At 35.0% G+C, this 25008-nt stretch carries 23 protein-coding genes; 14 read left to right on the top strand and 9 right to left on the bottom strand.

All coding sequences use genetic code 11. The annotated features are described in order from the left end of the window. From Q0543_RS13350 to Q0543_RS13370, 5 genes are all read right to left on the bottom strand, one after another. On the bottom strand, positions 1 to 353 hold a 353-nt coding region (locus tag Q0543_RS13350), incomplete at its 3' end, for a hypothetical protein (RefSeq protein ID WP_299254001.1). Between the two features lie 157 nt (positions 354 to 510). Beyond that, the gene (locus tag Q0543_RS13355; RefSeq protein ID WP_299254004.1) at positions 511 to 1344 is read right to left on the bottom strand and encodes a zinc-dependent peptidase; all 834 of its coding nucleotides are present in this window, start codon (positions 1342 to 1344) and stop codon (positions 511 to 513) included. Positions 1345 to 1427: 83 nt separating this feature from the next. Next, a complete protein-coding gene (locus Q0543_RS13360) occupies positions 1428 to 2246 on the bottom strand; it encodes a zinc-dependent peptidase (protein ID WP_299254007.1) in 819 nt (272 codons plus the stop codon). Positions 2247 to 2259: 13 nt separating this feature from the next. Continuing rightward, positions 2260 to 2712, bottom strand: a complete 453-nt coding sequence (locus tag Q0543_RS13365) for a hypothetical protein (protein ID WP_299254010.1) — start codon at positions 2710 to 2712, stop codon at positions 2260 to 2262. Between the two features lie 115 nt (positions 2713 to 2827). Further along, complete coding sequence (locus tag Q0543_RS13370; protein WP_299254013.1) at positions 2828 to 3229, bottom strand: hypothetical protein; 402 nt, start codon at positions 3227 to 3229, stop codon at positions 2828 to 2830. A 460-nt stretch (positions 3230 to 3689) separates the two neighbouring features. Between Q0543_RS13370 and Q0543_RS13375 the strand changes: the two genes are divergently transcribed. The 14 genes from Q0543_RS13375 to Q0543_RS13440 all read left to right on the top strand — a co-directional run bounded on the left by Q0543_RS13375 (position 3690) and on the right by Q0543_RS13440 (position 20674). Continuing rightward, positions 3690 to 4046, top strand: coding sequence for a heavy-metal-associated domain-containing protein (locus Q0543_RS13375; RefSeq protein WP_299254016.1), 357 nt, complete (start codon positions 3690 to 3692; stop codon positions 4044 to 4046). A 138-nt stretch (positions 4047 to 4184) separates the two neighbouring features. Further along, entirely contained in the window at positions 4185 to 4796 is a 612-nt protein-coding gene (locus Q0543_RS13380; RefSeq protein WP_299254019.1) for a DUF3347 domain-containing protein, read from the top strand. Beyond that, entirely contained in the window at positions 4797 to 5264 is a 468-nt protein-coding gene (locus Q0543_RS13385; RefSeq protein ID WP_299254022.1) for a heme-binding domain-containing protein, read from the top strand. 96 nt (positions 5265 to 5360) lie between these two features. After that, a complete protein-coding gene (locus Q0543_RS13390) occupies positions 5361 to 6641 on the top strand; it encodes an efflux RND transporter permease subunit (protein ID WP_299254025.1) in 1281 nt (426 codons plus the stop codon). Positions 6642 to 6651: 10 nt separating this feature from the next. After that, a complete protein-coding gene (locus tag Q0543_RS13395; protein WP_299254028.1) occupies positions 6652 to 8586 on the top strand; it encodes an efflux RND transporter permease subunit in 1935 nt (644 codons plus the stop codon). Further along, entirely contained in the window at positions 8573 to 9850 is a 1278-nt protein-coding gene (locus Q0543_RS13400) for a TolC family protein (RefSeq protein WP_299254031.1), read from the top strand. The genes Q0543_RS13395 and Q0543_RS13400 overlap by 14 nt, the downstream gene beginning before the upstream one ends. Beyond that, complete coding sequence (locus Q0543_RS13405; protein ID WP_299254034.1) at positions 9825 to 11117, top strand: HlyD family efflux transporter periplasmic adaptor subunit; 1293 nt, start codon at positions 9825 to 9827, stop codon at positions 11115 to 11117. The genes Q0543_RS13400 and Q0543_RS13405 overlap by 26 nt, the downstream gene beginning before the upstream one ends. A gap of 75 nt (positions 11118 to 11192) precedes the next feature. Continuing rightward, positions 11193 to 12329 (top strand): efflux RND transporter periplasmic adaptor subunit, encoded by a 1137-nt coding sequence (locus Q0543_RS13410; RefSeq protein ID WP_299254064.1) that lies wholly within the window; start codon positions 11193 to 11195, stop codon positions 12327 to 12329. A gap of 195 nt (positions 12330 to 12524) precedes the next feature. Next, on the top strand, positions 12525 to 13061 hold the full coding sequence (locus Q0543_RS13415) for an AraC family transcriptional regulator (RefSeq protein WP_299254037.1): 537 nt from the start codon (positions 12525 to 12527) through the stop codon (positions 13059 to 13061). 158 nt (positions 13062 to 13219) lie between these two features. Next, complete coding sequence (locus Q0543_RS13420) at positions 13220 to 15505, top strand: multicopper oxidase domain-containing protein (protein WP_299254067.1); 2286 nt, start codon at positions 13220 to 13222, stop codon at positions 15503 to 15505. Positions 15506 to 15612: 107 nt separating this feature from the next. Further along, a complete protein-coding gene (locus tag Q0543_RS13425; RefSeq protein ID WP_299254040.1) occupies positions 15613 to 15819 on the top strand; it encodes a heavy-metal-associated domain-containing protein in 207 nt (68 codons plus the stop codon). A gap of 77 nt (positions 15820 to 15896) precedes the next feature. Continuing rightward, positions 15897 to 18404 (top strand): heavy metal translocating P-type ATPase, encoded by a 2508-nt coding sequence (locus tag Q0543_RS13430; RefSeq protein WP_299254043.1) that lies wholly within the window; start codon positions 15897 to 15899, stop codon positions 18402 to 18404. A gap of 184 nt (positions 18405 to 18588) precedes the next feature. Next, entirely contained in the window at positions 18589 to 19731 is a 1143-nt protein-coding gene (locus Q0543_RS13435) for a putative sensor domain DACNV-containing protein (RefSeq protein ID WP_299254046.1), read from the top strand. A gap of 109 nt (positions 19732 to 19840) precedes the next feature. Continuing rightward, positions 19841 to 20674: an oxidoreductase gene (locus tag Q0543_RS13440; protein WP_299254049.1), complete on the top strand. Its 834-nt coding sequence runs from the start codon at positions 19841 to 19843 to the stop codon at positions 20672 to 20674. 139 nt (positions 20675 to 20813) lie between these two features. On the opposite strand, the gene Q0543_RS13445 is transcribed toward Q0543_RS13440, so the two are convergent. The 4 genes from Q0543_RS13445 to Q0543_RS13460 all read right to left on the bottom strand — a co-directional run. Beyond that, a complete protein-coding gene (locus Q0543_RS13445; protein WP_299254052.1) occupies positions 20814 to 21668 on the bottom strand; it encodes an alpha/beta hydrolase in 855 nt (284 codons plus the stop codon). A gap of 137 nt (positions 21669 to 21805) precedes the next feature. After that, the gene (locus tag Q0543_RS13450; RefSeq protein WP_299254055.1) at positions 21806 to 22909 is read right to left on the bottom strand and encodes a helix-turn-helix transcriptional regulator; all 1104 of its coding nucleotides are present in this window, start codon (positions 22907 to 22909) and stop codon (positions 21806 to 21808) included. A gap of 190 nt (positions 22910 to 23099) precedes the next feature. Next, a complete protein-coding gene (locus tag Q0543_RS13455) occupies positions 23100 to 23651 on the bottom strand; it encodes a thioredoxin family protein (RefSeq protein WP_299254058.1) in 552 nt (183 codons plus the stop codon). 167 nt (positions 23652 to 23818) lie between these two features. After that, on the bottom strand, positions 23819 to 25008 hold a 1190-nt coding region (locus Q0543_RS13460), incomplete at its 5' end, for an Ig-like domain-containing protein (RefSeq protein WP_299254061.1).

Raw genomic sequence — 25008 nt, forward strand, 5'->3', positions numbered from 1 at the left:
ATTTCATCTTCTTCGATGGGTTTTAATTCTTTCCCCGAAACCATAGGATAGGTTTTGTGGAAATATTCTAAAAACGTATCAAAATTTATTGTCGTTACAGAACTTATTCTATGGACTTTTAAATCGAAAGTATAAAATATTATTTCAACATCAATGTAAGTACTATTTATAGGAAGTTTAGTCAAATGATCTTTTATCGAAGTATCATATCCAATAATTTCTGATTTAGAATATAAAAATTTACTAAAGCTCATTGGCAAATACACAACTAAATCTCCAGAATTCAAATTTACTTCGATAACTTTATCTGTTTTCAATAACATATACCCAATTCCAATAGTAATTGGAATCATGAAAAACAATAAAAAAAATGGTAAATTTTCATCTGTAAAAACAAGAAGGTATATAAACACAATAGAAAAAACGAAACAATAAATAAAGAATACCAATAGAAAATTCAATCCACTCTTACGGTGTTTCGTTATTAGTATATCACTCATATTAAAAAATTTATCTTTTCTTATAGGTATAATTCCCCAAAGGATCTTGTCGCAACAATCTAGATAAAGCCATATACATCTCTGGCTGGTTCGCATAAAAATGTTCTGGTCGTTCGAAAAAATATTCTACAGCCACTCCAAAATATTCATTGCGATCTACTTGTTTATAATCCTGATACGTTGATTTTCCACTAGCAATATATTTCTCTGCTTGATTTTTATACAATTGATTTAATTCTCTAAAACGATGCGTATTAAACATTTTATATGAATACTTATTTAATTGATGTTCTAGATTAAAAGCAACAGACAAAATTTTTAATCCGGGATTATATCCATCTGTAGCTACGTCAACGCCGGCTTTAAATGAAGGCCAACAAATAATTACTCTTTTACTTTTTTCGATAACTGAATTTTTAGGCTCCTCCGTTGTGATCTCAATGGTATTATAATTAGATAAATAATAAGGTTCTAAACCAAATAATATCTGAGTGGCCATTGCTGAAATAAGCACTTTCATTTCTTCAGTAACTTCTACGTCATTAGAAACAAAATTTTTATTAATTAAAAAATGATGCATACGCTTTTCAAAAATCTTCTTTTCACTCGTAGAAAGTTTGTGATAATACAAAAAAAGATCATTTAATATTTTCTTGCGTGAATCACTTAGTGCTAAAAAATACTTATAAAATTTTAATAGATGAATTTCATAATATCTGCAAACTCCTACGATTATTGAAATTCCAAAAATAACGATAGGTAAGAAAAACCAAAATACAAACCAATTTGTATCTATATCTACTTTTCCAGAATGGCGGTATAAAAAAACATACAGATGACTCATAAAATTATTAATTTATATCATATAATCCCTGTAAAAAGAATTGTCAATTCTAAAAGCATTATGAAGTTGCAGATGCTTTCAACTTAAAATCTTTTATATTTAAATCTCCCCAACGGATCTTGTTGCAACAATCGAGATAAGGCTTCATACATCGCTGGCTGATTCGCTTGAAAATGTATGGGCCGTTCGAAAAAATATTCCACTGCTACACCAAAATATGCATTCCGATCCACATCGCTATAGTCATCATACGTTGCCTTGCCACTTGAAATATATTTTTCAGCTTCTCTCTTGTACAACATATTAAATTCGTAATGACGATTACTCAAAAACATGTGTTTGGAAAGTTCATTCAATCCTTGCTCTAATTTAAAAGCAACAGAAAGTATACGCAATCCTGGGTTATAACCACTCGTTAAAAAAGAATGTCCTTCGTCAAAATCCTCCCATGATATATGAATGGGAGATTTTTTAGTCATGAACTTATTCTCTATTTGTTTCTCTACTAAAATTATATTTCCAAAATAGCTTAAATAATAAGGTTCCAAACCAAACAAAATTTGTATTGCTGTGGCAGCAATCAATACACGCATTTCTTCTGTAACATCATACTCAGTGGATTCAATTTTTTTATTGATCAAGAAATGATGTACACGATTACGAAATTTTCGCTGATTTCGAGAAGAGAGTTTCTTGTAGTATGGAAAAGATTCATTTAAGATATCTACACGTACTTGATTCAAAGGAAAAAAATATTGTACGGTTTTTAACACTATAATTTCATAGCGATTTAACAATCCAATAATAATTGCAGAAAGAACAACTACAAAAGGCAATACAAACCAGAATAGTCCCAAATATCCGTCTACTGAATCAAAGGGATTTTCTTCCGTTAACAACATAAAAAGAAACATATTAATGAATTTCGGTTATTTGATACTGCGTTTTATTCCAACTTATCACATCCCGTACTTTCTTACCCATAAACAATTTACCAATGGGTGAGTCTGGAGCAATAATACAATATTGGTTTTGTTTCAATTTGATTAAGCCAATACTGATTGATATATAAAAATCGCCTTTATTTGTTTTTACAAGCGAACCCGGAATAACAATTTCAGAACTAAGATCTACATGAATGGCTTGAAGCATTCCCAATAATCGTCCTGCCTCTCTCAATTGGACGGTATTTTTCCCAATTTCAAGCTGTGCCATTGCACGACCGGTTTCATATTTATCACCCGCACTACTTTTGGTTTCTTCGTTGGCAGAAGATTGTGTTTTTTTTATTTCCGTTTTAAGGCGATTAATGCGTTCCATCACATAATCCATGCAAAAGGCAAAAAGAGCAGTTTTTGTTGAATCCATAAGTTTTATTTCTTGCACAAATCGAGTTCGTGCGCAGCGGTGGAACATTCACCACCATAATTTCGTTATAATCATGTAAAAATAGCATAAATCGGAATTACATCCATCATTCCATTTAATTATAATATATACTGTGAGTTTTATAATACTTAACTAGGTTAATTTCTGTTACTTTGTATATAATGAAAAAAATCATATCCATATTATGTATTCTTTTACTATTGATTGCCGCAAGCCATCTTTCAATACGCATACATTTTTGTGGAGATAGTATTTCATCAATAAGTTTTTTAGGGGAAAGTAAAAATTGCACTTCTTCATGTGACTCCAAAACGGGAATACATGAGAAATCTTGTTGTAAAAACTTTTCTGCCGTAATTTGTACAGATAACACTACAACTTCAAATTTCTCAATTAATATCGAACAACAAGTAATAGCTATAGTTCCTGTTATTTTTACGTATAAAACAGAAACTATTAATTCCAAAGAACTATTAAAAGGTTCTGTCGCTTGCAATGCACCACCTAATATTTCAGAACAACCGTTTTATATTTTATACAGTAGTTTAATTATTTAATTTTTTAATTTACGTTTCAACGTAGGTTTGCTATTTGCGAAGCCTTACCAATCCATTTATAGTATCGTATTAAAATCGCATCTATTATTCACTAACAGTGATCTTAGAGAGATTTGAATTATGTTTTGTAATTCACAGCAATTTGTGATGCAACACATATAATTTCGTTCTATGAGTTTTAGGCTCGAAGGACGATTACATATGTAATGAGTCACAATAAAATAAATGTTGAAATAAAACAAACGATATCAACTATGAAATCTTGCTGCGAAAACGGAAGTCCGAATCCCAATAAAGGCAAAAGGATTATAAATATGATTTTGCTGGTAATCATAGGGTGCGTCTTCCTTTTCGTAGCTTATTTACAATTGTTTTATCCTAACTCTAAATAATAAACCTATGAAAACTAAAAAAGGAATTTTAACCATCGTGTTTGCTCTCATTATTTCCGTGTTTGCATTCAATGTATCGGCAAAAGTAGTGCATAATGAAACATCAACATTTAAAGTATATGGTAATTGTGAGATGTGCAAAAAACGCATTGAAACAGCATTGATGAAAAATAAAAATATCACTAAGGCAACATGGGATGTTAAAACAAAAATGCTTACAGTGGTTTATGATCCACACATGGTAAGTCTGGATGAAATTCATAAAATTGTAGCTGATGCAGGTCATGACACTGATAATGTTAGAGCCAGTGATGCCGCATATGATAAACTTCCGGGATGCTGCAAATACGAAAGAGCAAAATAACAATTCAATTTCAAAAGAGCTATCTATACTCAAAAAGTCAACACTTTGATAAATATTTAAACTCATGTTAATATGAAAATAATATTTATCAATGGCTAAAAAAATAAAGAACACTTCAAATATTAAACCCAAGAAAAAATGAAAAAAATAATCTTAAGTATTTCAATTGCTACAATGATATTGTCAATTGCTTGTAATCAAACTAGAAAAAATGAAAAAATGAAATCCACAGAAGCAAGTGAAGACACTCATGATCATTCAGAACATGATCACAATACTACTAAAACAGATGATCATATAATAGAAGCAAGTACAATAAAAAATCCAGCTACTTCTGAGATAATTGATTCTTATTTACAAATTAAAAATGCTTTAGTAACAGACAATAAAGATGATGCTGCAAAAGGAGCAACAGCATTACTAGCTGCATTTTCAAATTTCGATATGACACAATTGACAGATAGTCAACATAAAGAATATATGGAAATACTTGAAACTGCAAAAGAACATGCTGAACACATTATAAAAAGTCCCATTGAACATCAAAGAGAACATTTTGAAGCTTTAAGTATTGATATAAATGATTTAATATCATTAGTGGGTACTGATAGAACACTTTATCAAGATTTCTGTCCAATGGCAAACGGAGGCAAAGGTGCTATTTGGTTGAGTGAAATCAAAGATATTGAAAACCCGTTTTTTGGCAAAAAAATGCTAAAATGTGGAAACATGCAGAAACAAATTAACTAAATGAATAAAGTTTTTAAAAGGATTGGCCTATTGTTGTTCATTAGTGTTGTTGGAATTCAATTTATTCCAACAACACTAAATGAAAGTGATAACGTTTTGTCTACAGACTTTATCAAAACATATAGTCCTCCAAAAAATATTAAGAATTTGCTTATAAATTCTTGCTATGATTGTCATAGCAATAACACTAAATATCCTTGGTATAACAAAATACAACCTGTAAGTTGGTTTATAGAAAGCCATATAGAAAGTGCCAAAACAGAACTTAACTTTAGTGAATTCGGGAACTATTCAACACGCAAGAAAAAGAGCAAATTAAAATCCATATTAAGCCAAATTAAAAATGATAAAATGCCTCTTCCATCGTATATATTGATGCACAAGGAATCTATCTTTTCAAAAAGCAATAAATTGGATATTGAAAAATGGTTGACTGAATTGGAACAGTCAACCATTAGTTACGAATGAAAGAACAAAGATATGATAAGTTAACGGATCATTAACCCACAATCTGTAAGCTTTACACATAAAAACTTGGGCAATCCCAAGATTAACACTACACCTATGGTTGAAAAACTGATATCGTTCTCGCTTAAAAACCGCTTGCTTGTTTTGCTTATTTCAGCAGGACTCTTTGCTTGGGGTATTTATTCGATACAAAAAAATCCAATAGATGCCATTCCCGATTTATCGGAGAATCAAGTCATCGTCTTTACCGAATGGATGGGTAGAAGTCCGCAGGTAATTGAAGACCAAGTGACGTATCCGCTTGTAACAAACTTACAAGGGATACCAAAAGTAAAAAACATCCGCGGCTCGTCTATGTTTGGGATGAGTTTTGTATACATAATTTTCGAAGACAATACGGACATTTATTGGGCTCGCACACGTGTCTTAGAACGCTTGAACTATGCGCAGAAATTATTACCGCAAGATGTTTCTCCAACCCTTGGACCAGATGGTACAGGTGTGGGACACATTTTCTGGTATCATTTAGATGCGCCCAATGTTGATTTGGGAGAACAACGTGCATTACAAGATTGGTATATAAAATTTGCACTACAAAATGTACAAGGGGTAGCAGAAGTCGCATCCTTTGGTGGTTTTCAAAAGCAATATCAAATTGTTATTGACCCCCATAAATTAACCTATTACAACCTTACTTTAATGGATGTCTTAAAAGCTGTTAAGACAAATAACAACGATGTTGGTGGAAGAAAATTTGAAATGGCAGACATGGCCTATATCATACGTGGATTGGGCTATATAGAAAACATCGAAGACATTGAAAACATAACGGTGTCAACGCGAAACTCCATTCCTATAAAAATAAAAGATGTAGCAAGCCTTCAGATGGGCGGCGACGGCCGCCTCGGTATTTTTGATTACGATGGAACAAGCGAAGTAGTTGGTGGTATTGTAGTAATGCGTTATGGAGAAAATGCGGATCAAGTTATTAAGTCGGTGAAAGAAAAAATTAAAGAAGTTGAAAAGGGATTGCCTGAAGGTGTACACATTCAAGTATCCTACGACCGAAGCACCTTGATTGAAGAAGCTATTGAATCTGTAAAAGGAACGCTGATAGAAGAATTGATTGTGGTTTCACTCGTGATTATTCTATTTCTATTCCACTGGCGCAGTGCATTAATTATTATTATACAATTGCCTATTTCTGTAGCCGTTGGATTTATATTATTGGAAGCATTTGGAATTTCATCCAATATCATGTCGCTTACCGGTATTGCCCTAGCAATAGGGGTTGTGGTAGATGATGGTATTGTAATGGTCGAAAACTCCTATCGGCATATTGCAGAAGAACAAGAGAAAAAATCAACAACGCTTTAATCGAATAGATATGAATTTCATAAAAAAAATATTCAGCAAAAGTATTGATCCCTTATCGGACGCAGAACGTTTGGACTTGATTGAAAAATCATCCAAGCAAGTTGGTCCTGGTGTGTTTTATTCAACGATCATTGTAATTGCTTCTTTTCTGCCTGTGTTTTTATTGACAGGCATGGAAGGGAAATTATTCCATCCATTGGCTTGGACAAAAACATTCATCTTAATTGTGGATGCTTTCTTGGCCATCACCTTGGCACCTGTATTGATTTCTTATTTACTAAAAGGAAGATTACAACCCGAAGAAAAAAATCCCATTACACGAGGATTAGAAAAAGTATATACACCCATTTTAGTATTCGGTTTAAAATGGAGAAAAACAATTCTTGCCATCAACTTGGCAATGCTACTTACAGGTGGATTTATGCTTACAAGATTAGGTTCTGAATTTATGCCTCCCTTGGATGAAGGGTCAATATTATTCATGCCGGTAACCTTACCCGATGTTTCAAACTCGGAAGTAAAACGTATTCTTCAAATTCAGGATAAGCTTATAAAATCGGTACCCGAAGTAGCCCACGTATTAGGTAAAGCAGGCAGAGCATCTACAGCAACAGACAACTCGCCTATTAGTATGCTTGAAACCATCATACTTTTAAAACCACGTGCAGAATGGCGCGAAGGCATTACGAAGAAAGATATTGTCAATGAGTTAAATGGAAAACTTCAGATACCAGGAGTAACCAATGGTTGGACACAACCCATCATCAACCGCATCAACATGCTTTCAACAGGTATACGGACTGATGTAGGTATTAAAGTATACGGACAAGAATTGGATTCCATTTATGCTTTATCTGAAAAAATAAAAACAGCCATACAAGATATTGACGGTGTGAAAGATTTATTTGTAGAACCAATTGTTGGCGGAAAATATTTAGACATTAAAATAAACAAAGATGCCATTGGAAGATATGGATTGACGGTAGATGATGTGAATATGATTGTTGAAAGTGCCATTGGTGGTATGAATATTACAACAACCATTGAAGGGAGACAGCGTTTTACCGTGAATGCGCGATTTGCACAAGCATATAGAGAAAACATCGAAGAGCTTAAACGTTTGCCTGTGCAGACCATGCAATTTGGAACGATCACACTTTCAAGTGTAGCGGATATAAATATTACAGATGGCCCTCCAATGATAAATTCTGAAAATGCCATGTTACGTGGAACGGTACTATTTAATGTACGTGACAGAGATTTAGGAAGCACCGTAACAGAAGCGCAAGAACAATTAAATAAAATGATTTCGAAAATGCCGAAAGGGTATTATGTAGAATGGAGCGGGCAATGGGAAAATCAATTGCGCGCAAACGATACCATGAAGTTGATTTTACCCATTGTAATAATCATTATTTTCATTGTTCTATATGCAACTTATAAATCCTTAAAAGAAGCAATAGCCACGATGATTACAGTTCCCTTTGCATTGGTAGGTGGTGTATTTATGGTGTATTTCTACGGCGTTAATTTATCGGTTGCAGTTGCCGTTGGCTTCATAGCCTTATTTGGTATGGCAATAGAAACAGCCATGCTCATGGTCATATATTTGAATGAAGCAATGGAAAAATTGGTGCACGATAAAGGAAACTCGAGGGCGACAATAACCGACCTTGATGTTCGAAACTATGTAATTGACGGAGCAGCAAAACGGTTACGTCCCAAATTAATGACTGTATCTGTTTCCTTGTTTGGTTTAATACCCATCTTGTGGTCTACAGGTGTAGGTAGTGATGTAATGTTGCCCATTACCATTCCGTTAATTGGCGGTACTATAACATCTACGATGTATGTGTTGTTGGTAACTCCTATTGTATTTGAATTAATGAAAATTTATGAACTTAATAAACATGGAAAAATTGATGTACTCGATGTTAAAGAATAAACGCACGGGACTTGTGTTGTTTATCTTGGTATCTATTTCTACACAGGCACAGGTGCTGACGTATGATTCCATTAAAACGGCAATCATACAATCGAATCCGATGTTAGAAATGTATGCCAACCAAGCAAAATCATACGATGCCATGGCAATAGGTGCACGCGCTTGGGATGCTCCAGAAATAGGATTTGGATTATTTATGACCCCCTATCAAACATCATATTGGAAACCACAAATGCAAAACGTGGATGGAACAAATACCATGATGCCAGGCATGGGAAACTTAATGATAGAAGGAAAACAAATGATTCCGAATCCATCGAGATTGCGTGCCAACCAAACGTACATGCAAGCCATGTCGTCAGTAGAATTGGAAACGCAGCGTGCAGAAGCAAATAAATTGCTTGCGGATGCAAAAATGAATTACTATGACATTCAGATTATCGATAAAAAATTACAGGTGTTAACTGAAGCTGAAAAAACACTTCAAGTAATGATAACAATGGGTGAAAAAAATATTGCCTACAATCAAGGTTCGCTTGCAAGCATCTATAAAGCTAAGTCGCAACAAGCGCTACTAAAGAAAGATCGCTCTATGTGGGACAACGAACGCAATCAAAAAGTGTATATGATTAACACCTTAATGAATCGGGATAAATATATAGCCTTTATTGTGGATACAACAATTAAGATTCAACAATACGAAAAGCAAATTGTAGATACCAGCAACTTTATAAGCAAGCGAAGTGATTTATTAGCGATCGATAAAAACATTCGAGTAACGCAATTAAAACAAAGAGCTGAATCATTTAAAGCAAAACCAGACTTTGGAATTCAATACGGCCACATGTTTACCTTTGGTGATAATCCCAACATGTTTACATTAATGGGCATGGTTACTGTTCCGATTGCACCTTGGTCTTCAAAGATGTATAAATCGAATGTTATGGCAGCGAACTATCAAATCAAAGCCATGCAAAATGAAAAAGCAGCCATCATCAATGAATCAACAGGCAGATTATATGGAATACAAAACCAAATCAAGTCTACAAAATATCAATTAGAATTGTATGAAACAATCTTGATGCCCGCAATCAAAAAAACCTACGATGTATCGATGATTGCCTATGCACAAAATACAGGGGAATTATTTGAAACACTTGATGCACGGATGAATTTACAAATGACTCAATTACAGTATTACGATATTTTATTAGAACTATTAACCTTACAGGCAGAATATGAAAAACAACTTCAAATATATTAATCAGATGCTGCGCATGCTGTTGATACTGGTAGTGTTTGTTTCCTGTAATAAAGGAAAACAAAATATCAAGGACAACATGGATCATACTATTCATGATTCCCATGCGATGTATTCTTGTCCGATGCATCCAGAAGTAACCTCCGACAAGCCTGGTGTTTGTCCGAAGTGCGGAATGGATTTAGAGTTAAGCCCACAAAAAAATGAAGTAGATACGTTGGCAACATTGATTCAGCCTACAAATCGTGTGGTGCTTTCTCATCTTACAGCAATTGCTCCTTCTACAAAAAATCATGCAGGAAAAATTGGTGCATTGGGTTATCTTACCTACAATCCAGATTATGTAAATACCATTAGTGCACGTGTGGCTGGTCGAGTTGAGAAAATGTATGTCAAATATAATTTTGAAACGGTTACAAAAGGGCAAAAATTACTAGACTTGTATAGTCCTGAATTATTAACTGCTCAAAATGAATATTTATACGTTTTACAAACGAACGATGCATCGGATGAATTTTCAAAAGTAGCTCTTCGTTTAAAGATGATTAATCTAGGTATGAACGAAAAAGATATTTCGATTTTAGAAAAAACCAAACAAGCCAATGCGCGCATTTCAATCTATGCAAATGCAAACGGACATATTCACTATGTGTCTGACAATACAAATATGGCATCGCATGCGTTTAATTTGCCGAGTCAAGGAAGTACAGATAGTATGGAAGGTAGCACTGCTGCTGCAGAATTAATTCGTGAAGGAGATTATGTTAAAAAAGGGGATGATCTCTTTACCATTGCAGACGAATCAAGTATTTGGGCATTGTTTAAAGTAATGCCTGCTGACATTGGGTGCATTCAAAATGGGAACGCAGTAGATATAATTATAAACAAGACCACGTATTCTGGAAAAGTTGATTTCATTGAAAAGTCCTTTAACAAAGCAGATGACTTTTACACAGTACGAGTATACATGGTTCGCAACGACCATACACAATTAAAAATTGGAACCTTAATACGTGGCTATATTTCTGTTAAAAACAACAAAAATAAAAACCTTTGGATTCCTACAACTTCCGTTGTACAGCTGGGTAAAGGAAATGCTGCCGTATTTATTAAAAAACAATTGGCATACGAGGCGCATAAAATTCAAACGGGCAAACAAGCCTTTGAATGGATTGAAGTTTTATCTGGCTTGAATGCAACTGATAGCATAGCGCCCGTAGCATCATATTTAGTAGACAGCGAAGCATTTATTTCAACCGATAATAATTAAGTTATGAAATATCTAATCATTCTATTTATCCCATTATTTCTTTTATTCTCTTGTAAAACTCAGGATAAAAAAGATATGCAACATGAGCAGAGCACAACACATTACACATGCTCTATGCATCCACAAATTATGGAAACCAAACCAGGCTTGTGTCCAATTTGTCATATGGATTTAACACCGATTTCTTCGGAGCAGATGCAAGGTAATGCAATCAGATTAAGTACCGAACAAATTTTATTGGCAAACATTCAAACAAAAGTTGTTGGCTTTGACAACATTCAAAATCAAATTTATGCAACGGGTGTAGTGAAAGAAAATGAAAATTCGATAACCTACCTGAATGCACGCATCGAAGGAAGAGTTGAAAAGCTATATGTAAAAACTACAGGCATATCGGTAAAAAAAGGACAAATTTTGTATGAAATATATTCTGAAATGTTGACTGCAACACAAAGTGAATTTATTACGAACTGGAAATTATTGGAGCAAAATCCGAACGATGAATTGTTAAAACGTATTTATAAGACTGCGCTAAATAAGTTAGTGTTGTGGGGAATTACAAACGTACAAATTGAACAACTAAAAAATAGAGAAAAACCTCTTATACCATATCCTATAGCTAGTACAGCAAGTGGCATAATTAAAAAAATAAATATATCTGAAGGTACTACCGTTATGGAAGGTCAGAATATTATTGAGTTAGTTGATTATTCAAGCATGTGGGTTGATGCAGAATTTTATGCAAACGAAATTCAAACACAAGAAGCAATTGGCAAGATTGTTCAAATTCAACTTGATGGAAAAGGAAAAAATCAACGTACAGGCCGTATCATAGAAATACTACCTCAAGTTGCGACTTCTTCAACAGTAACAGTTGTTCGGATTTCATTTGAAAATTCTTCAGCAAACATTCAGCCCGGAATGCAGGCAAACATTGTTTTTCAAAAAGAAAGCAGCAAGTCAATTCTTGTTCCGTCAAATGCGGTATTAAAAGGCGCAACTGAAAATACAATGTGGGTTAAAAACAGTGATGGTTCATTTGAATCAAAAATGGTTCATACTGGTGCAACGAATAGCAAATCTACAGAAGTATTAAATGGTTTAAAAGTTGGCGACGAAATTGTTGTATCAGGCGCATACCTACTTCAAAGTGAATACATCTTTAAAAAAGGTACCAATCCAATGGCTGGACATGATATGAGTAAAATGTAACGAACATTTTTTGCCGTGATCGTGTCTTTTAGACCAACCACTTGTCGGATGCAGGTAGTTGGTCTAAAAGACGCAAAATCCATCGATAAGTAATATTTGTCACCTCTGGGAAAATAATTTGCGTTAATGCTTTTAGTTTGACTATATTCAATACAAATGGGAAAAGAAATACTACATATCAAAAACATGGTTTGTATGCGTTGCATAAGCGCAGTCGAAAATATACTTCAAGAATTAAAATTCTCGTTTAAAAAAGTTGAATTGGGTGAAGTTATTCTTTTTAATGTTTTATCCGAATCTCAAATTTCTGCATTGAAAGAAAAACTATCTATAAATGGTTTTGAATTATTAGAAGACAAAAAAGATAAAATAGTAGAATCCGTAAAAACACATATCATTCAACTTGTAAAAAATACCGAAGTAGTACACACCGAAAAACTTTCAACATTTTTATCCAAAGAAATTGGATACGACTATTCACACATTAGTTGCTTATTTACCGCAAGTCAAGGCGTCACGATTGAAAAATTTGTGATACTCCAAAAGATAGAATATGTAAAAGAGCTTTTGTCTTATGATGAATTAACACTTTCAGAAATTGCAGATAAATTAAATTATAGTAGCCTTGCGGCATTATCTACTCAATTTAAAATAATTACAGGAACAACGCCTTCCCATTTTAAACTATTAACCCATAAAGGAAGAAAATCACTAGACAATCTTATTCCATAATCATGTAATTTTAATTTTTTTTTATGCAAAGCATTTTTTCAATTTAATAGTAAATTGCAATAAAAATTTTAATTGCTCACGAATCAATATTTTAAATTATGTTGCCCTTCAAAAATATTTTTACAGCTGTAAAAGTTTTCTGCTTATTGCCAATTATAATGATAGGACATTTTTCATACGGACAAAATGAATTTCATCCAGTAAAAGAATATACACTTACCATCAATAATGAAATGGTAAATCTTGCTGGTAAGGATATGCCTGCTATGACAATAAATGGCGGTATTCCTGGACCTACGCTTCGTTTCACGGAAGGTGACTCTGCAATAATACATGTTATTAATAAGATGGGTGTAGAGACTTCCGTTCACTGGCACGGTATTCTAATTCCAAATTTTTACGATGGCGTTCCTTACTTAACTACCCCACCCATAAAAGCAGGAGAAACATTTACCTATAAATTTCCCATCGTACAAAATGGCACCTACTGGTATCATTCTCATACAGCATTACAAGAACAAAACGGTGTGTACGGAGCATTTGTAATTGAACCAAAAGAAAAAACACAAGACTATAACAAAGAATTGGTGTTGGTATTATCTGATTGGACGAATCAGCAACCAAAATTTGTTTTGAAAAATTTAAAACGGGGAAATGAATGGTACAATATCAAAAAGAAAACCATTACTCCGCTAAATCGAGTGATACAACAAGGTGCATTTGGTGCACAATTAAAATTCTGGAGACAACGCATGGAAAGCGCTAATATTGCAGATGTATATTACAATGCATTTTTAACAAATGGATTAAATATACAAGACTATGCAGAATTCAAGCCTGGTGATAAGGTGCGCGTTCGCATTATTAATGCTTCGGCTTCTTCCCAATATTGGCTCACCTTTGGTGGTTCAGATCCTATACTAATTTCTGCAGACGGACAAGATGTGGTTCCGATAACGCATAACAAAACATTTATAGCCATTGCAGAAACGTATGATTTTATTCTCGAAGTTCCTTTAAGTGGGAAAATAGAAATACGAGCGATGGCACAAGATGGTTCGGGTACAACATCTACCTATATTGGAACGGGAGAATTTTTACCAGCTGAAATTATTCAACGACCCGATAAAATTGAAATGATGAAAAAAATGGCTGACATGAAGATGCGCATGGGAGCACCCGCTATTAAATTACATCCATCAAAAGTAGATGCCAAACACATGATGCATCATTGGGGTATGAAAATGAATCATACGATGAAAAAAAGTCATAAGAACTCCATGTCAGACTCGATATCAATGTCTCAAATGCATGTCACGCCTTTGAATGAACCGATGGAAATGACGATGTCGATGGATAGCATGCATGCTATGACAATGAAAGATACGACTCATATGAAAATGCCAATGAAAGGCATGGACATGTTTTCAGAATACAATTACGATTACTTAAAATCACCTGAAAATACAGCGTACAAAAATACGGGTCCAGTGAAAGAAATTATCTTAAATTTAACGGGAAATATGTCGCGTTATATCTGGAGTATAAACGGAGTGCCTATTTCTGAAGCCGATAAAATAAAAATTCAACAAGGTCTAGTCGTTCGGATTACGTTAAACAATTTAACCATGATGCATCATCCCATGCATTTACATGGACATTTTTTCAGGGTGATTAATAACCAAGGCGATTATTCCCCCTTAAAGCATACTGTAAATGTACCACCCATGCAATCCGTTACCATAGAGTTTGATCCGGATACCTATGGAGATTGGTTTTTTCATTGTCACGTATTATATCACATGTCAAGCGGAATGTCACGCGTGTTTAGTTATGACACACCTCGTGATCCAAGGATGAGCGGGTATCCAATACGCAAAATTACAAAAGGTGGAAATAAATTTTACTTCTGGGGAATGACAGGTGTCGCCTCTCACATGTCAGACATCAACCTCGTCGCATCTAATCTTCGAAATCAATTTACGTTTGAAGCGGAGTATGGTTGGAATAAAAACTACGAAACGGAATTTACCTACGAACGGTATTTGTATGATTATTTCAGAGTATTTGCAGGTATTAATGTTGAAAATAAATACGCCAAAGATCTAGAAAGTGCTACTCCAACAGCCATAGCTGGTATACGCTTCTTTACACCTTACATGTTTAATTTAGACGTACGCATGGACAGCAAACTCAGACCACAAATCAGCCTAAGTAGGTCTTTAATGATTTTCCCCCGAACGTTATTGTACGGGAAATATGAATACCAACGTGATTTTGGTTTATTGAATACGAATGACATTCATACCAATGCTGGGAAAAAATTTGCTTCAGAAACAACTTGGTCTGTAGGTTTGAAATATTTCTTATCCAGAAACTTCTCTTTAATGGCAAGTTATGACAACCGATTTGGCGGTGGTGGTGGTTTATCGATTCGATATTAATTTCTCATCGCTTGGTTCGATAATTCTATAAATCATAACTTCAGTTTTATAAGAGATTACCTTCCATCATATGCTATCTTTATTAAGAAATTAACAAATAGAGCTATATGGAAAAATTACAATTCAAAACCAATATCAACTGCGGAGGCTGTATAGCCTCTGTTACCCCTGAATTAAACGCTAACGATAAAATCAAAGATTGGAGTGTTGATACAAGTAGTCCAAATAAAACATTAACGATCAACACAGAACTTTCTGCAAACGAAGTTCAAGATATTTTGAATAAGTTGGGGTATAAAGCAGAAACGTTATAAGTATTATGTTTTAAGTTTTAAGAAATATCAATTTTACTATTCTTAAAACTTATTACTTTAAACCTAAAACTCCTAAAATGACACACACTTATACCGTAACTGGAATGTCTTGTACAGGCTGCTCTGCAAGTGTTGAAAAAACATTGAGCAATCTAGAAGCTGTTAGCAAAGTAACTGTTGATTTAAAAAAATCAGAAGCTACGATTGAAATGACTTCGCTTATTCCATTAGAAAAATTACAAGAAGCCTTATTAAAGGCTGGTCTTCATTATACCATTGAATTGCCTGGCACATCCGATTCAACAGAAAAAAAACATACGCACGGAGCAAAACCTAATGTCACCTCTAAACCAGGCAATGGTATTTATTATTGTCCGATGCATTGCGAAGGTGAGAAAACCTACGACAAGCCAGGTGACTGTCCTGTGTGTGGAATGGATTTAGTGGAGCAGCCACGCCCTGCATCTGCTCAACAATATACGTGTTCCATGCATCCAGAAATAATTAGAGACGAGCCAGGAGCTTGCCCTATTTGTGGAATGGATTTAATCCCATTAGAACCAAGTGCAAGTGCAGAAGATAAAACATATCAGCAACTCGTAAAAAAAATGAAAATAGCTGTTGTCTTCGCACTGCCTGTTTTTATTATTTCAATGACTTCAATGATTCATAACAATCCATTGACTCATATTTTTAGTAATCAAGTTTGGAATTGGATCCAACTGATTTTAACATTACCGGTCGTATTCTATGCATGTTGGATGTTTTTTGTACGCGCATGGAAATCAATTAGGACCTGGAATTTAAATATGTTTACTTTAATTGGTATTGGTGCAGGTGCAGCATTTCTATTTAGTATAATAGGTCTGTTATTTCCCGACATTTTCCCCGATGAACTTAAAGCGCACGACGGTTCCATGCACGTTTATTTTGAAGCTGTTGCAGTTATTTTAACCTTGGTTTTATTGGGTCAACTATTGGAAGCCCGTGCACACAGCCAAACAAGTGGAGCAATAAAAGAATTACTAAAGATGGCGCCATCCGAAGCTATTTTAGTTGAAAATGGCGAAGACAAAGTAGTTTCCATTCATTTAATTAAAGTAGGCAATCTCTTGCGTGTAAAACCAGGCTCAAAAATACCTGTAGATGGAATTATAAAAGAGGGTGATAGTAACATCGATGAATCGATGATTACAGGAGAGCCCATGCCTGTTGATAAGCATGCAGGAGATGCAGTAAGTTCTGGAACAATAAATGGCTTGAAATCTTTTTTGATGGAAGCACAAAAAGTTGGTGCAGATACATTGCTGTCGCAAATTATACAAATGGTTAATACTGCGAGTCGTTCAAGAGCACCAATTCAAAAGCTAGCGGATGTTGTAGCTAAATACTTCGTACCAATTGTAGTGTTAGTATCTTTAACCACATTTGGTATATGGGCCATTTGGGGGCCAGAACCCGCATACATGTACGGATTCGTAAATGCAATTGCTGTATTGATTATTGCATGCCCTTGCGCTTTGGGATTAGCAACACCTATGTCCATTATGGTTGGTGTAGGTAAGGGTGCTCAGGCGGGCATACTCATTAAGAATGCAGAAGCTTTAGAAACGATGGATAAAGTCAATGTGTTGATCACAGATAAAACTGGTACTTTAACAGAAGGGAAACCGTCCGTGGATACAGTCTTTGCGATGCAAGGAAATTCAGAAGATGACCTATTGACAAAAATTGCCTCTATCAATCAACACAGTGAACATCCCTTGGCGACTGCTATCACAAACTATGCAAAAGGAAAAAACAGCCCCTTGAAGGATGTTAAAGATTTTGAAAGCATAACAGGTAAAGGTGTTATTGGAACGGTAGACACTAAAAAAGTTGCTTTGGGAAATTCAAAACTAATGGAACATATTAATGCGAACATTCCATCCGAATTAAATGATAAAATTATTTCAGAGCAAAAATTAGGCAAGACCGTTTCATTCATTGCCATTGAAAATACAGTTGTTGGCTATGTAACAATTGCTGATGCTATTAAAGAATCAAGCAAAAAAGCCATACAAGCACTTATAGAAAAAGGCATTGAGGTGATTATGATGACAGGCGATAACGAAAATACGGCTAAGGCTGTAGCAGACAAACTTAATCTTACTGATTATAGAGCCGGTTGTTTACCTGAAGATAAATTGAAGATGATTAAAGAATTACAAGCCAAGGGGAAAATTGTTGCCATGGCGGGTGATGGGATAAATGATTCTCCTGCCTTAGCACAATCAAACGTAGGTATAGCCATGGGTACAGGCACAGATGTTGCCATAGAAAGTGCTGCAATTACATTGGTTAAAGGCGACTTACAAGGAATCGTGAAAGCAAAAAACTTAAGTCATGCCGTAATGAAAAACATTAAAGAGAATCTATTCTTTGCTTTTATTTACAATACATTAGGGGTTCCGATAGCAGCAGGGTTATTGTTTCCTTTCTTTGGAATTTTACTTTCTCCTATGATTGCTGCAGCAGCGATGAGTTTAAGTTCTGTGTCAGTAATTGCAAATGCATTGCGATTGAAACGGGCATCCTTAGAATAACGTATTCATTTTATACACATCCCACTAAATTTTATTTATTTTCAAAGCCCAAAAAACAGTAAAACTTTTTGGGCTTTTTTTATGTTCTTAGGTGGATACGAAATATCTTTTGCTGTGATAAAACTTAAAATTGAATATTTCGTACCTTAGTGCTACCATCAACTGATTCTATTTTAAGTAATTAATGAAAAGTGTATCAACCTACAAAGCAGCGAATGTAGTTGCAGAAACAATTGAAGCAATTTTTTCGAATCATGTAGCGACGGCTACAAACCTAGGCGAAGAAAATTTAGCCGCAGTACCCAATGCAAGTCAGATTGAATCGTTTATAGATGTTGGTTTCTGGACAAGTTTGCGACAAGAAGAAGGCCGTTCTCCGAGAATATCCTTAGCATTTCTTTCTCCCGAACAATCCACCAATCACATTCAGTTTGCTCAACACGTTCCCTTTACACCAACAGCACTAACAAAAATATCTGCAGGATACGAACGCGCAGGCATACACTTATGTGTATGGCAACAAGATAATGATTTATATGTTTGGGGAGCAACCTTAACAATTCCTAACTATTGTTTTGTATTGGATATTTCAGAAGCAGGTCAAGTTGTAATTAAAAACCGACGTGTAGATGGCTTTGGAAAATTTTCTAACATTGCTGTTTTAGCAGGTGATGAAATTAAAATCGTAGACGAACTGAACTCTACGAATGGATCTTGTCCGCAAATCGTTTCGTCACTAATTAATTTCGCGCCAGACTCCACAACAGATAATTCCATTAATGTATTGTTGCAACTTGCAGTATCCATGCGCGCGCACAAACGAGGAGGTACGCTTCTAATGGTGCCGTCTGACAGCAAGGAATGGAGAGAGTCCATCAGTCACCCGCTACATTATGCAATTAAACCCACATTTTCGGGACTCGCAGATTTAATGAAACAAAATACCATTGACAATTCCATTGAAAATTGGCAAGTTTTTTTATCCAAAGAAGTAGATATTATTGCTGGGCTTACCGCTATTGATGGTGCAACCATAATCAATGATGAATATAAATTATTAGCTTTCGGAGAAAAAATAGTTCAACGTGCGGGTCGACCTATTATTGAAACCTTAATAGAAACAGAGCCGATTAAAGATAATAACCCAACGGTTGTATCTCCTTCAAAAACAGGCGGTACGAGACACTTATCTGCTGCACAATTTGTACAAGATCAACCCAAGGCAATTGCCTTAGTAGCATCGCAAGACGGCCGATTTACGGTTTTTTCTTGGTCTACAAAAGATCATTCTGTACAAGCACATCGTATAGATTCCTTGCTATTATAAAAAATAGCAACTCAATTAGAGCTAACATAAGGCTTAAAGTATTAGAAATCAAAACTTGGATAATATTCGTCTTCTACTTTAATGACTCACACAAATTAAAAAAAACATTATGGAAAAGGTTTGGTTCATTACAGGTTGCTCAACAGGCTTTGGTCGTGCGTTGGCAAGCCACTTATTAAAAATTGGTCAGCGTGTTGTGGTAACGGCTCGCAATACAAAAGATATTGAAGACCTAATAAATGGCAATGAAAAAATTGCACTTGCAATATCTTTAGACGTTACAAAAGCCGATCAAATCACAAAAGCAGTATCGGATACAATTGCACATTTTGGTCGCATTGATGTATTGGTAAACAATGCAGGTATCGGCTACTTTGCTGCCGTAGAAGAAAGCGAAGACGAAGCTACTCGTAAGATGTTTGAAATAAATTTCTTCGGCTTGGCAAACATGACAAAAGCCGTATTGCCAATCATGCGCAAGCAACGCAGTGGACACATCATCAATATTTCATCTATTGGTGGTTTGGTTGCGTTCCCTGCATTGGGATACTACAATGCTAGTAAATTTGCGGTAGAAGGTTTGTCGGAATCGCTCTCAAAAGAAGTAGCACATCTTGGTATACATGTAACATTGATTGAGCCAAGTGGTTTCCGTACCGATTGGGCAGGACGTTCAGCAGAAAATGGTAAAATTATTATTGATGATTATTCTGAAAGTGCTGGCGCGAATAAATCATTTATCCGTGGCTACAGCGGCAATCAACCAGGTGACCCAGATCGTGCGGCACAAGCCATCGTAAAAGTAGTAGAATCAAAAGAACCACCATTACGATTGTTATTAGGCGCAGCGGCTTTGAAAGGTGCTACATCAAAAATTGATGTATTGAAAAAAGATTTTGATGCGTGGGCAGAGACTAGTGTATGGGCGGATAATCCGAAATAAGATAGTTATTTTAGCTAATTGATTGTATAGAATTATAGAAATCAATTAGCTAAAATATGTTTTCAAAATATCCTTCCATCCTATATTTTTATAAATCTTATTTAGGACATAAACTCTTTAGAGTACATTACTATTAGTTTCAGTCAAGTTTAGCAAGTAACACCTGAATATACTCAATCAGTGTTTTAGGGTCGTCTATCATCATCATATGTCCTGAATTTGGACAAGCAACTTGCGTAAAATCACTTACACCAATCCCCAAAGAAGCCTGATAATTGAAATGTGCTTGTTGGTCGTCCGCTGTGTATGTTCCATCGAGTTTCAAGCATGTCAATACGATTACCGGCACATTCGGCAAATTCCCCGATGTTGCCATATATTCAACATCGTTTTTCAATTCTTTGGCTTCTAATGTACATCCATTTGTAAGCCCATTAGAAGCCACCCAAGAATTGTAAAACGCATCTTGGTCTGCTTGAGTCATAGTCGAACCCAAAACTGCAACTGAAGGGTCAACAAACAATAAACCTGCAATCCTGGTTGGATTTTTAATAGCCCAATCTTTTATAATAAAACCACCTAAGGAATGTCCAATCAATACTACTTTTCGCCCCTTTGCGAAAACATCAACGATGTAAGTTAATTCACTTTGCAAACGATTGATATCTCTAGGATCAGGCCCACGTTGCGATTGTCCATGACTCGCTCTGTCATAAGTAACAATATCAATGCTATCCGCTATTTTTAATGCAACGTTGTTGGTATTCCAAATAGAATGGTCATCCCCTAATCCTGCTTCAAAAACTACTAAATACTTTGAATTTCTAATCATAGAAAATGCTGCCAGCTTATGTGTACCCAAATCTACATTCGATTGTTTTAACTCAACAATCACTTTTTTGGGAGCAGCGGGGTGAGGTTCATCCGATGATCTACAAGCAATGACAGCTTGAAATATGACTAATAGAGTAAATATTCGTTTTATCTTTTTCATCTTGAATATGGTTTAGATTGCCCTGCAAGCTATCTAAAACCTAATTCCTCGACTTTTCAGTTTCAAAATTTGGCTTTGCAATTTGCCTAAACGGCTTTATCAAACTCGAAAAAAGGTTCACAATTCTTAAAAATAGGCTAATTTTTAAATTCTCCGGGGGCCTGATTAACAATTTCCTTAAAAACTCGATTAAAACTCGATGGCGAATTAAAACCTGTTTTATAGGCTATTTCGGATATCGAATAGGAAGAATTTTTGAGATACTGTTTCGCTGCTTCAATCCGTGTATGATTTAAAAAAGCTTTAAAGGTCATTCCTACATTATCTTTTAATATCTCCCCTATTTTATACTCAGGCACTTTTAACTGATTGGCAAGATCTATTGCCTTTAACTCGCTGTTTGAATAATGCTCCGATATAAATGCATGAATCTGACTTTTAAAATCTTCAGGCTTCGGTTCAAAATAAAAATCATCTGAATATTTTAAGGTTAACTGTATTCTTTTCTGTTTCTGATACAACATAAAATGGATACTCAAGAACAAAAACAACACAGAGCTGACAAAAATTGCTATTATCCCATATAAACGACTGTAATCACCAACCAATAATAATTTGGTAATTTTAAACGTTCTTTCGTCTTGAATTTGAAATCCCGCATCACTAAAAATAGATATGTAACCAACGGAGTCTTTATCCCACGAATGTATATCTGATTCCGTCTTATTATTATTCGTATACCACCATTCGGGTATGGTGGTAAAATCATCAAAGTCAATTTTTAGATTATTTTCACCTTTTCCTACTTTATATATACTATGATACAATGGAAAAAAATTTCTTCTCGTTGAATCACTTATTCCTCCTTTGAAACTGTAAATGCGAATGGGCAAACGCTCTTGTTTATTGGTAAAAATTTCCGCAACTAATGAATACGATTCTAAACTAAAAAAAGTACTGTCCGCTTTCCTTATTTGAATACCTGCATAAGGAAACATCATCCCTTCCTGCAGAATAGATGTGTATGTTATTTCATCCTTCGTTCTGGATAGAATTTCAGCTTGTGAATGGCCTCCATCCCAAACATCTGAAAAAGCTTCAATTGTATATTCTGGAGAATCTAATAAATCTATCGTATCCTTTTTCTGAAATAAAAAAGCAGTTAAACAGCTTATTAGCAAAAATGTACTAACCAGTATAAACTGAACACGAAACTGTTTCTTATTAAGATATTCTTTCAATTGTTACGAAATTTATGTTTGTCAAAATAATCGATCATTCTAAAAAATACGCAATTCCTCTTAAAGAGGTACAATTTAAATTATTATTTGAATTAAAAAGCTGTTATAATAAAAAATATCTACTCCATGAAATAAAAAAGATGTCAGCTGATTAAAAATCAACAGACATCTTTTATTTTAATTATTGGAGTTATTTCAATAACGCTCCAATCTCTTTCATTATCTCTTTTCCTTCATCGTGATTATACCATTTTTGTAGTTCAATTTTTATGGTTTCAAAGTCGGCATCTTTTTCTTTTAATGTATCATAAAAAACCTGGCAAGCTGCTGGTCTAGGCCCCCATGTAGCTAGGTCTTTCCCTAATTCATCCTGAATAATTAATTTAGGAATTGACTTTCCGCCATTGGTTAAATAATCATTAATCCGATGTGGCTCCGAATCTCGCAATTCAATATCTACAGAAATCAATGGATTTAATGCAGCAATCATATGTAAAAATGGAACAACATGCGCTGCATCTCCACACCAGGGTTCAGTAATAATAATCCAATGTTGTTTCTTTTGTATAGACGCAACTGCATCTTTAATACCTTGGTTAAGCGCCCCATGTTTTAGCCAACGACTCGTTCTGGACCAATTTAGTTTGGCATAATTAAAATAATCAGGATTATCAAAAGGGGCAGGAGGTGTTGGATTATTTAATATGGCTTCGAAATAGCTTAAATAAGATTCAAAATTCATAAAGATTCTGTTTAATTTGAACTACAACATATAAAAGAAACTGCAGGTTCCTCAATAAAAGTCTATTTTAGCTGCTCTATATCATTTGAAAGTCCAACACTTATTCGTATAAAGAAAGGTCCCTGACAAATTTTGCCAAGGACCTTTAATTAAGGAAAAAATACAATCTATTTCATTACAGTAATCTTCAATCTTAATAATGAATCTGATTTTTTTATCATAAGTATATATGTTCCAGGAGCGAACGAACTCATATCCATTTGCGCACCCAATCCATTCACATACCACGATGGGTTATATTCATTACCCAATACATCAATCAACTTAATACTTGCATCCGATAAATCAAGTGCTGTTTCAATATATACATCCGAATTTGTTGGGTTTGGATATACACGTGCATCTATTGAATGAGAATTATTAACTCCCGTAGAAGTGGATCCAGAACTTACTTTTACAGGAGCAGAAGTGGTGATCCCTCCATTACTATCTGTAACTCGAACCGTAATCACATGATCCCCTAGACTTGGGTTATTCCAATCAAAACTATACGGCTCTGAAGTGCTTGTTCCAATTACATTCGGTCCATCCAAGTATTCCACGCGTGTAATGCTTCCATCGGGATCAGAAACATTCACTGCAATCGTGATTGTACCCGTAATCGTACTTGCTGTCGGAGAAATTATTGTTATGATAGATGGTTGATTCGTATTAACATTCACATTTGTTCCTGCAGATGTAGTTACACAATTTGACCCATTTGTTACCTCTACCGTATATATGCCAACTTCCGTAGCTGTATAACTTATGGCTGTACCTACTTGGTCACTTCCTTTATACCAAACATAACCTAAACCTGAACCAGAATTTGCATTTAAAACTACGCTTCCTCCTACGGGTATTGTCGTTGAACTACTTGCCGTAATAACAGCAAGCGGTGATGCATTAATTGTTACTGCAATCATAGCACGTGCACTTTCACAACCGTTTGTCTGTGATACATAATAGTTGGTTGTTCCTGTTGCCGTTGTTGCAGGTATCGGTGCTGTTGAAACTCCTGTACCACCTGTTGCTTGTGCATACCATTTCAAGTTAGAGCCTGTTGCTGTTAATTGTGTTGCTGTAGCATTCTGACAATAGCTTGCTGTTGCTGTTACTACTGGTGCTGAAGGTGCTGCGTTTATAGTAACCACTGTTGCTGTAGAAGTCGCCTTGCAATTCGTTGCATTTGTTACCTCCACTGTATATGAACCAGCAGCTTCTGCTAGGTAAGTAGCGCTTGAACCAACTGTTGAACCGCCATTTTTCCATACATATCCTGTTCCTCCTGTTGAAGAAAGTGTTACAGAACCACCTG

Origin of the sequence: uncultured Cytophaga sp. (genome assembly GCF_937863595.1) — a bacterium.
Lineage (GTDB): Bacteria > Bacteroidota > Bacteroidia > Cytophagales > Cytophagaceae > Cytophaga.

Excerpts from the sequence above, each read along its gene's own strand:
- Q0543_RS13355 (WP_299254004.1), bottom strand. The coding sequence starts at position 1,344 with ATGAGTCATCTGTATGTTTTTTTATACCGCCATTCTGGAAAAGTAGAT.
- Q0543_RS13360 (WP_299254007.1), bottom strand. The coding sequence starts at position 2,246 with ATGTTGTTAACGGAAGAAAATCCCTTTGATTCAGTAGACGGATATTTG.
- Q0543_RS13365 (WP_299254010.1), bottom strand. The coding sequence starts at position 2,712 with ATGGATTCAACAAAAACTGCTCTTTTTGCCTTTTGCATGGATTATGTG.
- Q0543_RS13375 (WP_299254016.1), top strand. The coding sequence starts at position 3,690 with ATGAAAACTAAAAAAGGAATTTTAACCATCGTGTTTGCTCTCATTATT.
- Q0543_RS13380 (WP_299254019.1), top strand. The coding sequence starts at position 4,185 with ATGAAAAAAATAATCTTAAGTATTTCAATTGCTACAATGATATTGTCA.
- Q0543_RS13385 (WP_299254022.1), top strand. The coding sequence starts at position 4,797 with ATGAATAAAGTTTTTAAAAGGATTGGCCTATTGTTGTTCATTAGTGTT.
- Q0543_RS13390 (WP_299254025.1), top strand. The coding sequence starts at position 5,361 with ATGGTTGAAAAACTGATATCGTTCTCGCTTAAAAACCGCTTGCTTGTT.
- Q0543_RS13395 (WP_299254028.1), top strand. The coding sequence starts at position 6,652 with ATGAATTTCATAAAAAAAATATTCAGCAAAAGTATTGATCCCTTATCG.
- Q0543_RS13400 (WP_299254031.1), top strand. The coding sequence starts at position 8,573 with ATGTTAAAGAATAAACGCACGGGACTTGTGTTGTTTATCTTGGTATCT.
- Q0543_RS13405 (WP_299254034.1), top strand. The coding sequence starts at position 9,825 with ATGAAAAACAACTTCAAATATATTAATCAGATGCTGCGCATGCTGTTG.
- Q0543_RS13410 (WP_299254064.1), top strand. The coding sequence starts at position 11,193 with ATGCAACATGAGCAGAGCACAACACATTACACATGCTCTATGCATCCA.
- Q0543_RS13415 (WP_299254037.1), top strand. The coding sequence starts at position 12,525 with ATGCGTTGCATAAGCGCAGTCGAAAATATACTTCAAGAATTAAAATTC.
- Q0543_RS13420 (WP_299254067.1), top strand. The coding sequence starts at position 13,220 with ATGATAGGACATTTTTCATACGGACAAAATGAATTTCATCCAGTAAAA.
- Q0543_RS13425 (WP_299254040.1), top strand. The coding sequence starts at position 15,613 with ATGGAAAAATTACAATTCAAAACCAATATCAACTGCGGAGGCTGTATA.
- Q0543_RS13430 (WP_299254043.1), top strand. The coding sequence starts at position 15,897 with ATGACACACACTTATACCGTAACTGGAATGTCTTGTACAGGCTGCTCT.
- Q0543_RS13435 (WP_299254046.1), top strand. The coding sequence starts at position 18,589 with ATGAAAAGTGTATCAACCTACAAAGCAGCGAATGTAGTTGCAGAAACA.
- Q0543_RS13440 (WP_299254049.1), top strand. The coding sequence starts at position 19,841 with ATGGAAAAGGTTTGGTTCATTACAGGTTGCTCAACAGGCTTTGGTCGT.
- Q0543_RS13445 (WP_299254052.1), bottom strand. The coding sequence starts at position 21,668 with ATGAAAAAGATAAAACGAATATTTACTCTATTAGTCATATTTCAAGCT.
- Q0543_RS13455 (WP_299254058.1), bottom strand. The coding sequence starts at position 23,651 with ATGAATTTTGAATCTTATTTAAGCTATTTCGAAGCCATATTAAATAAT.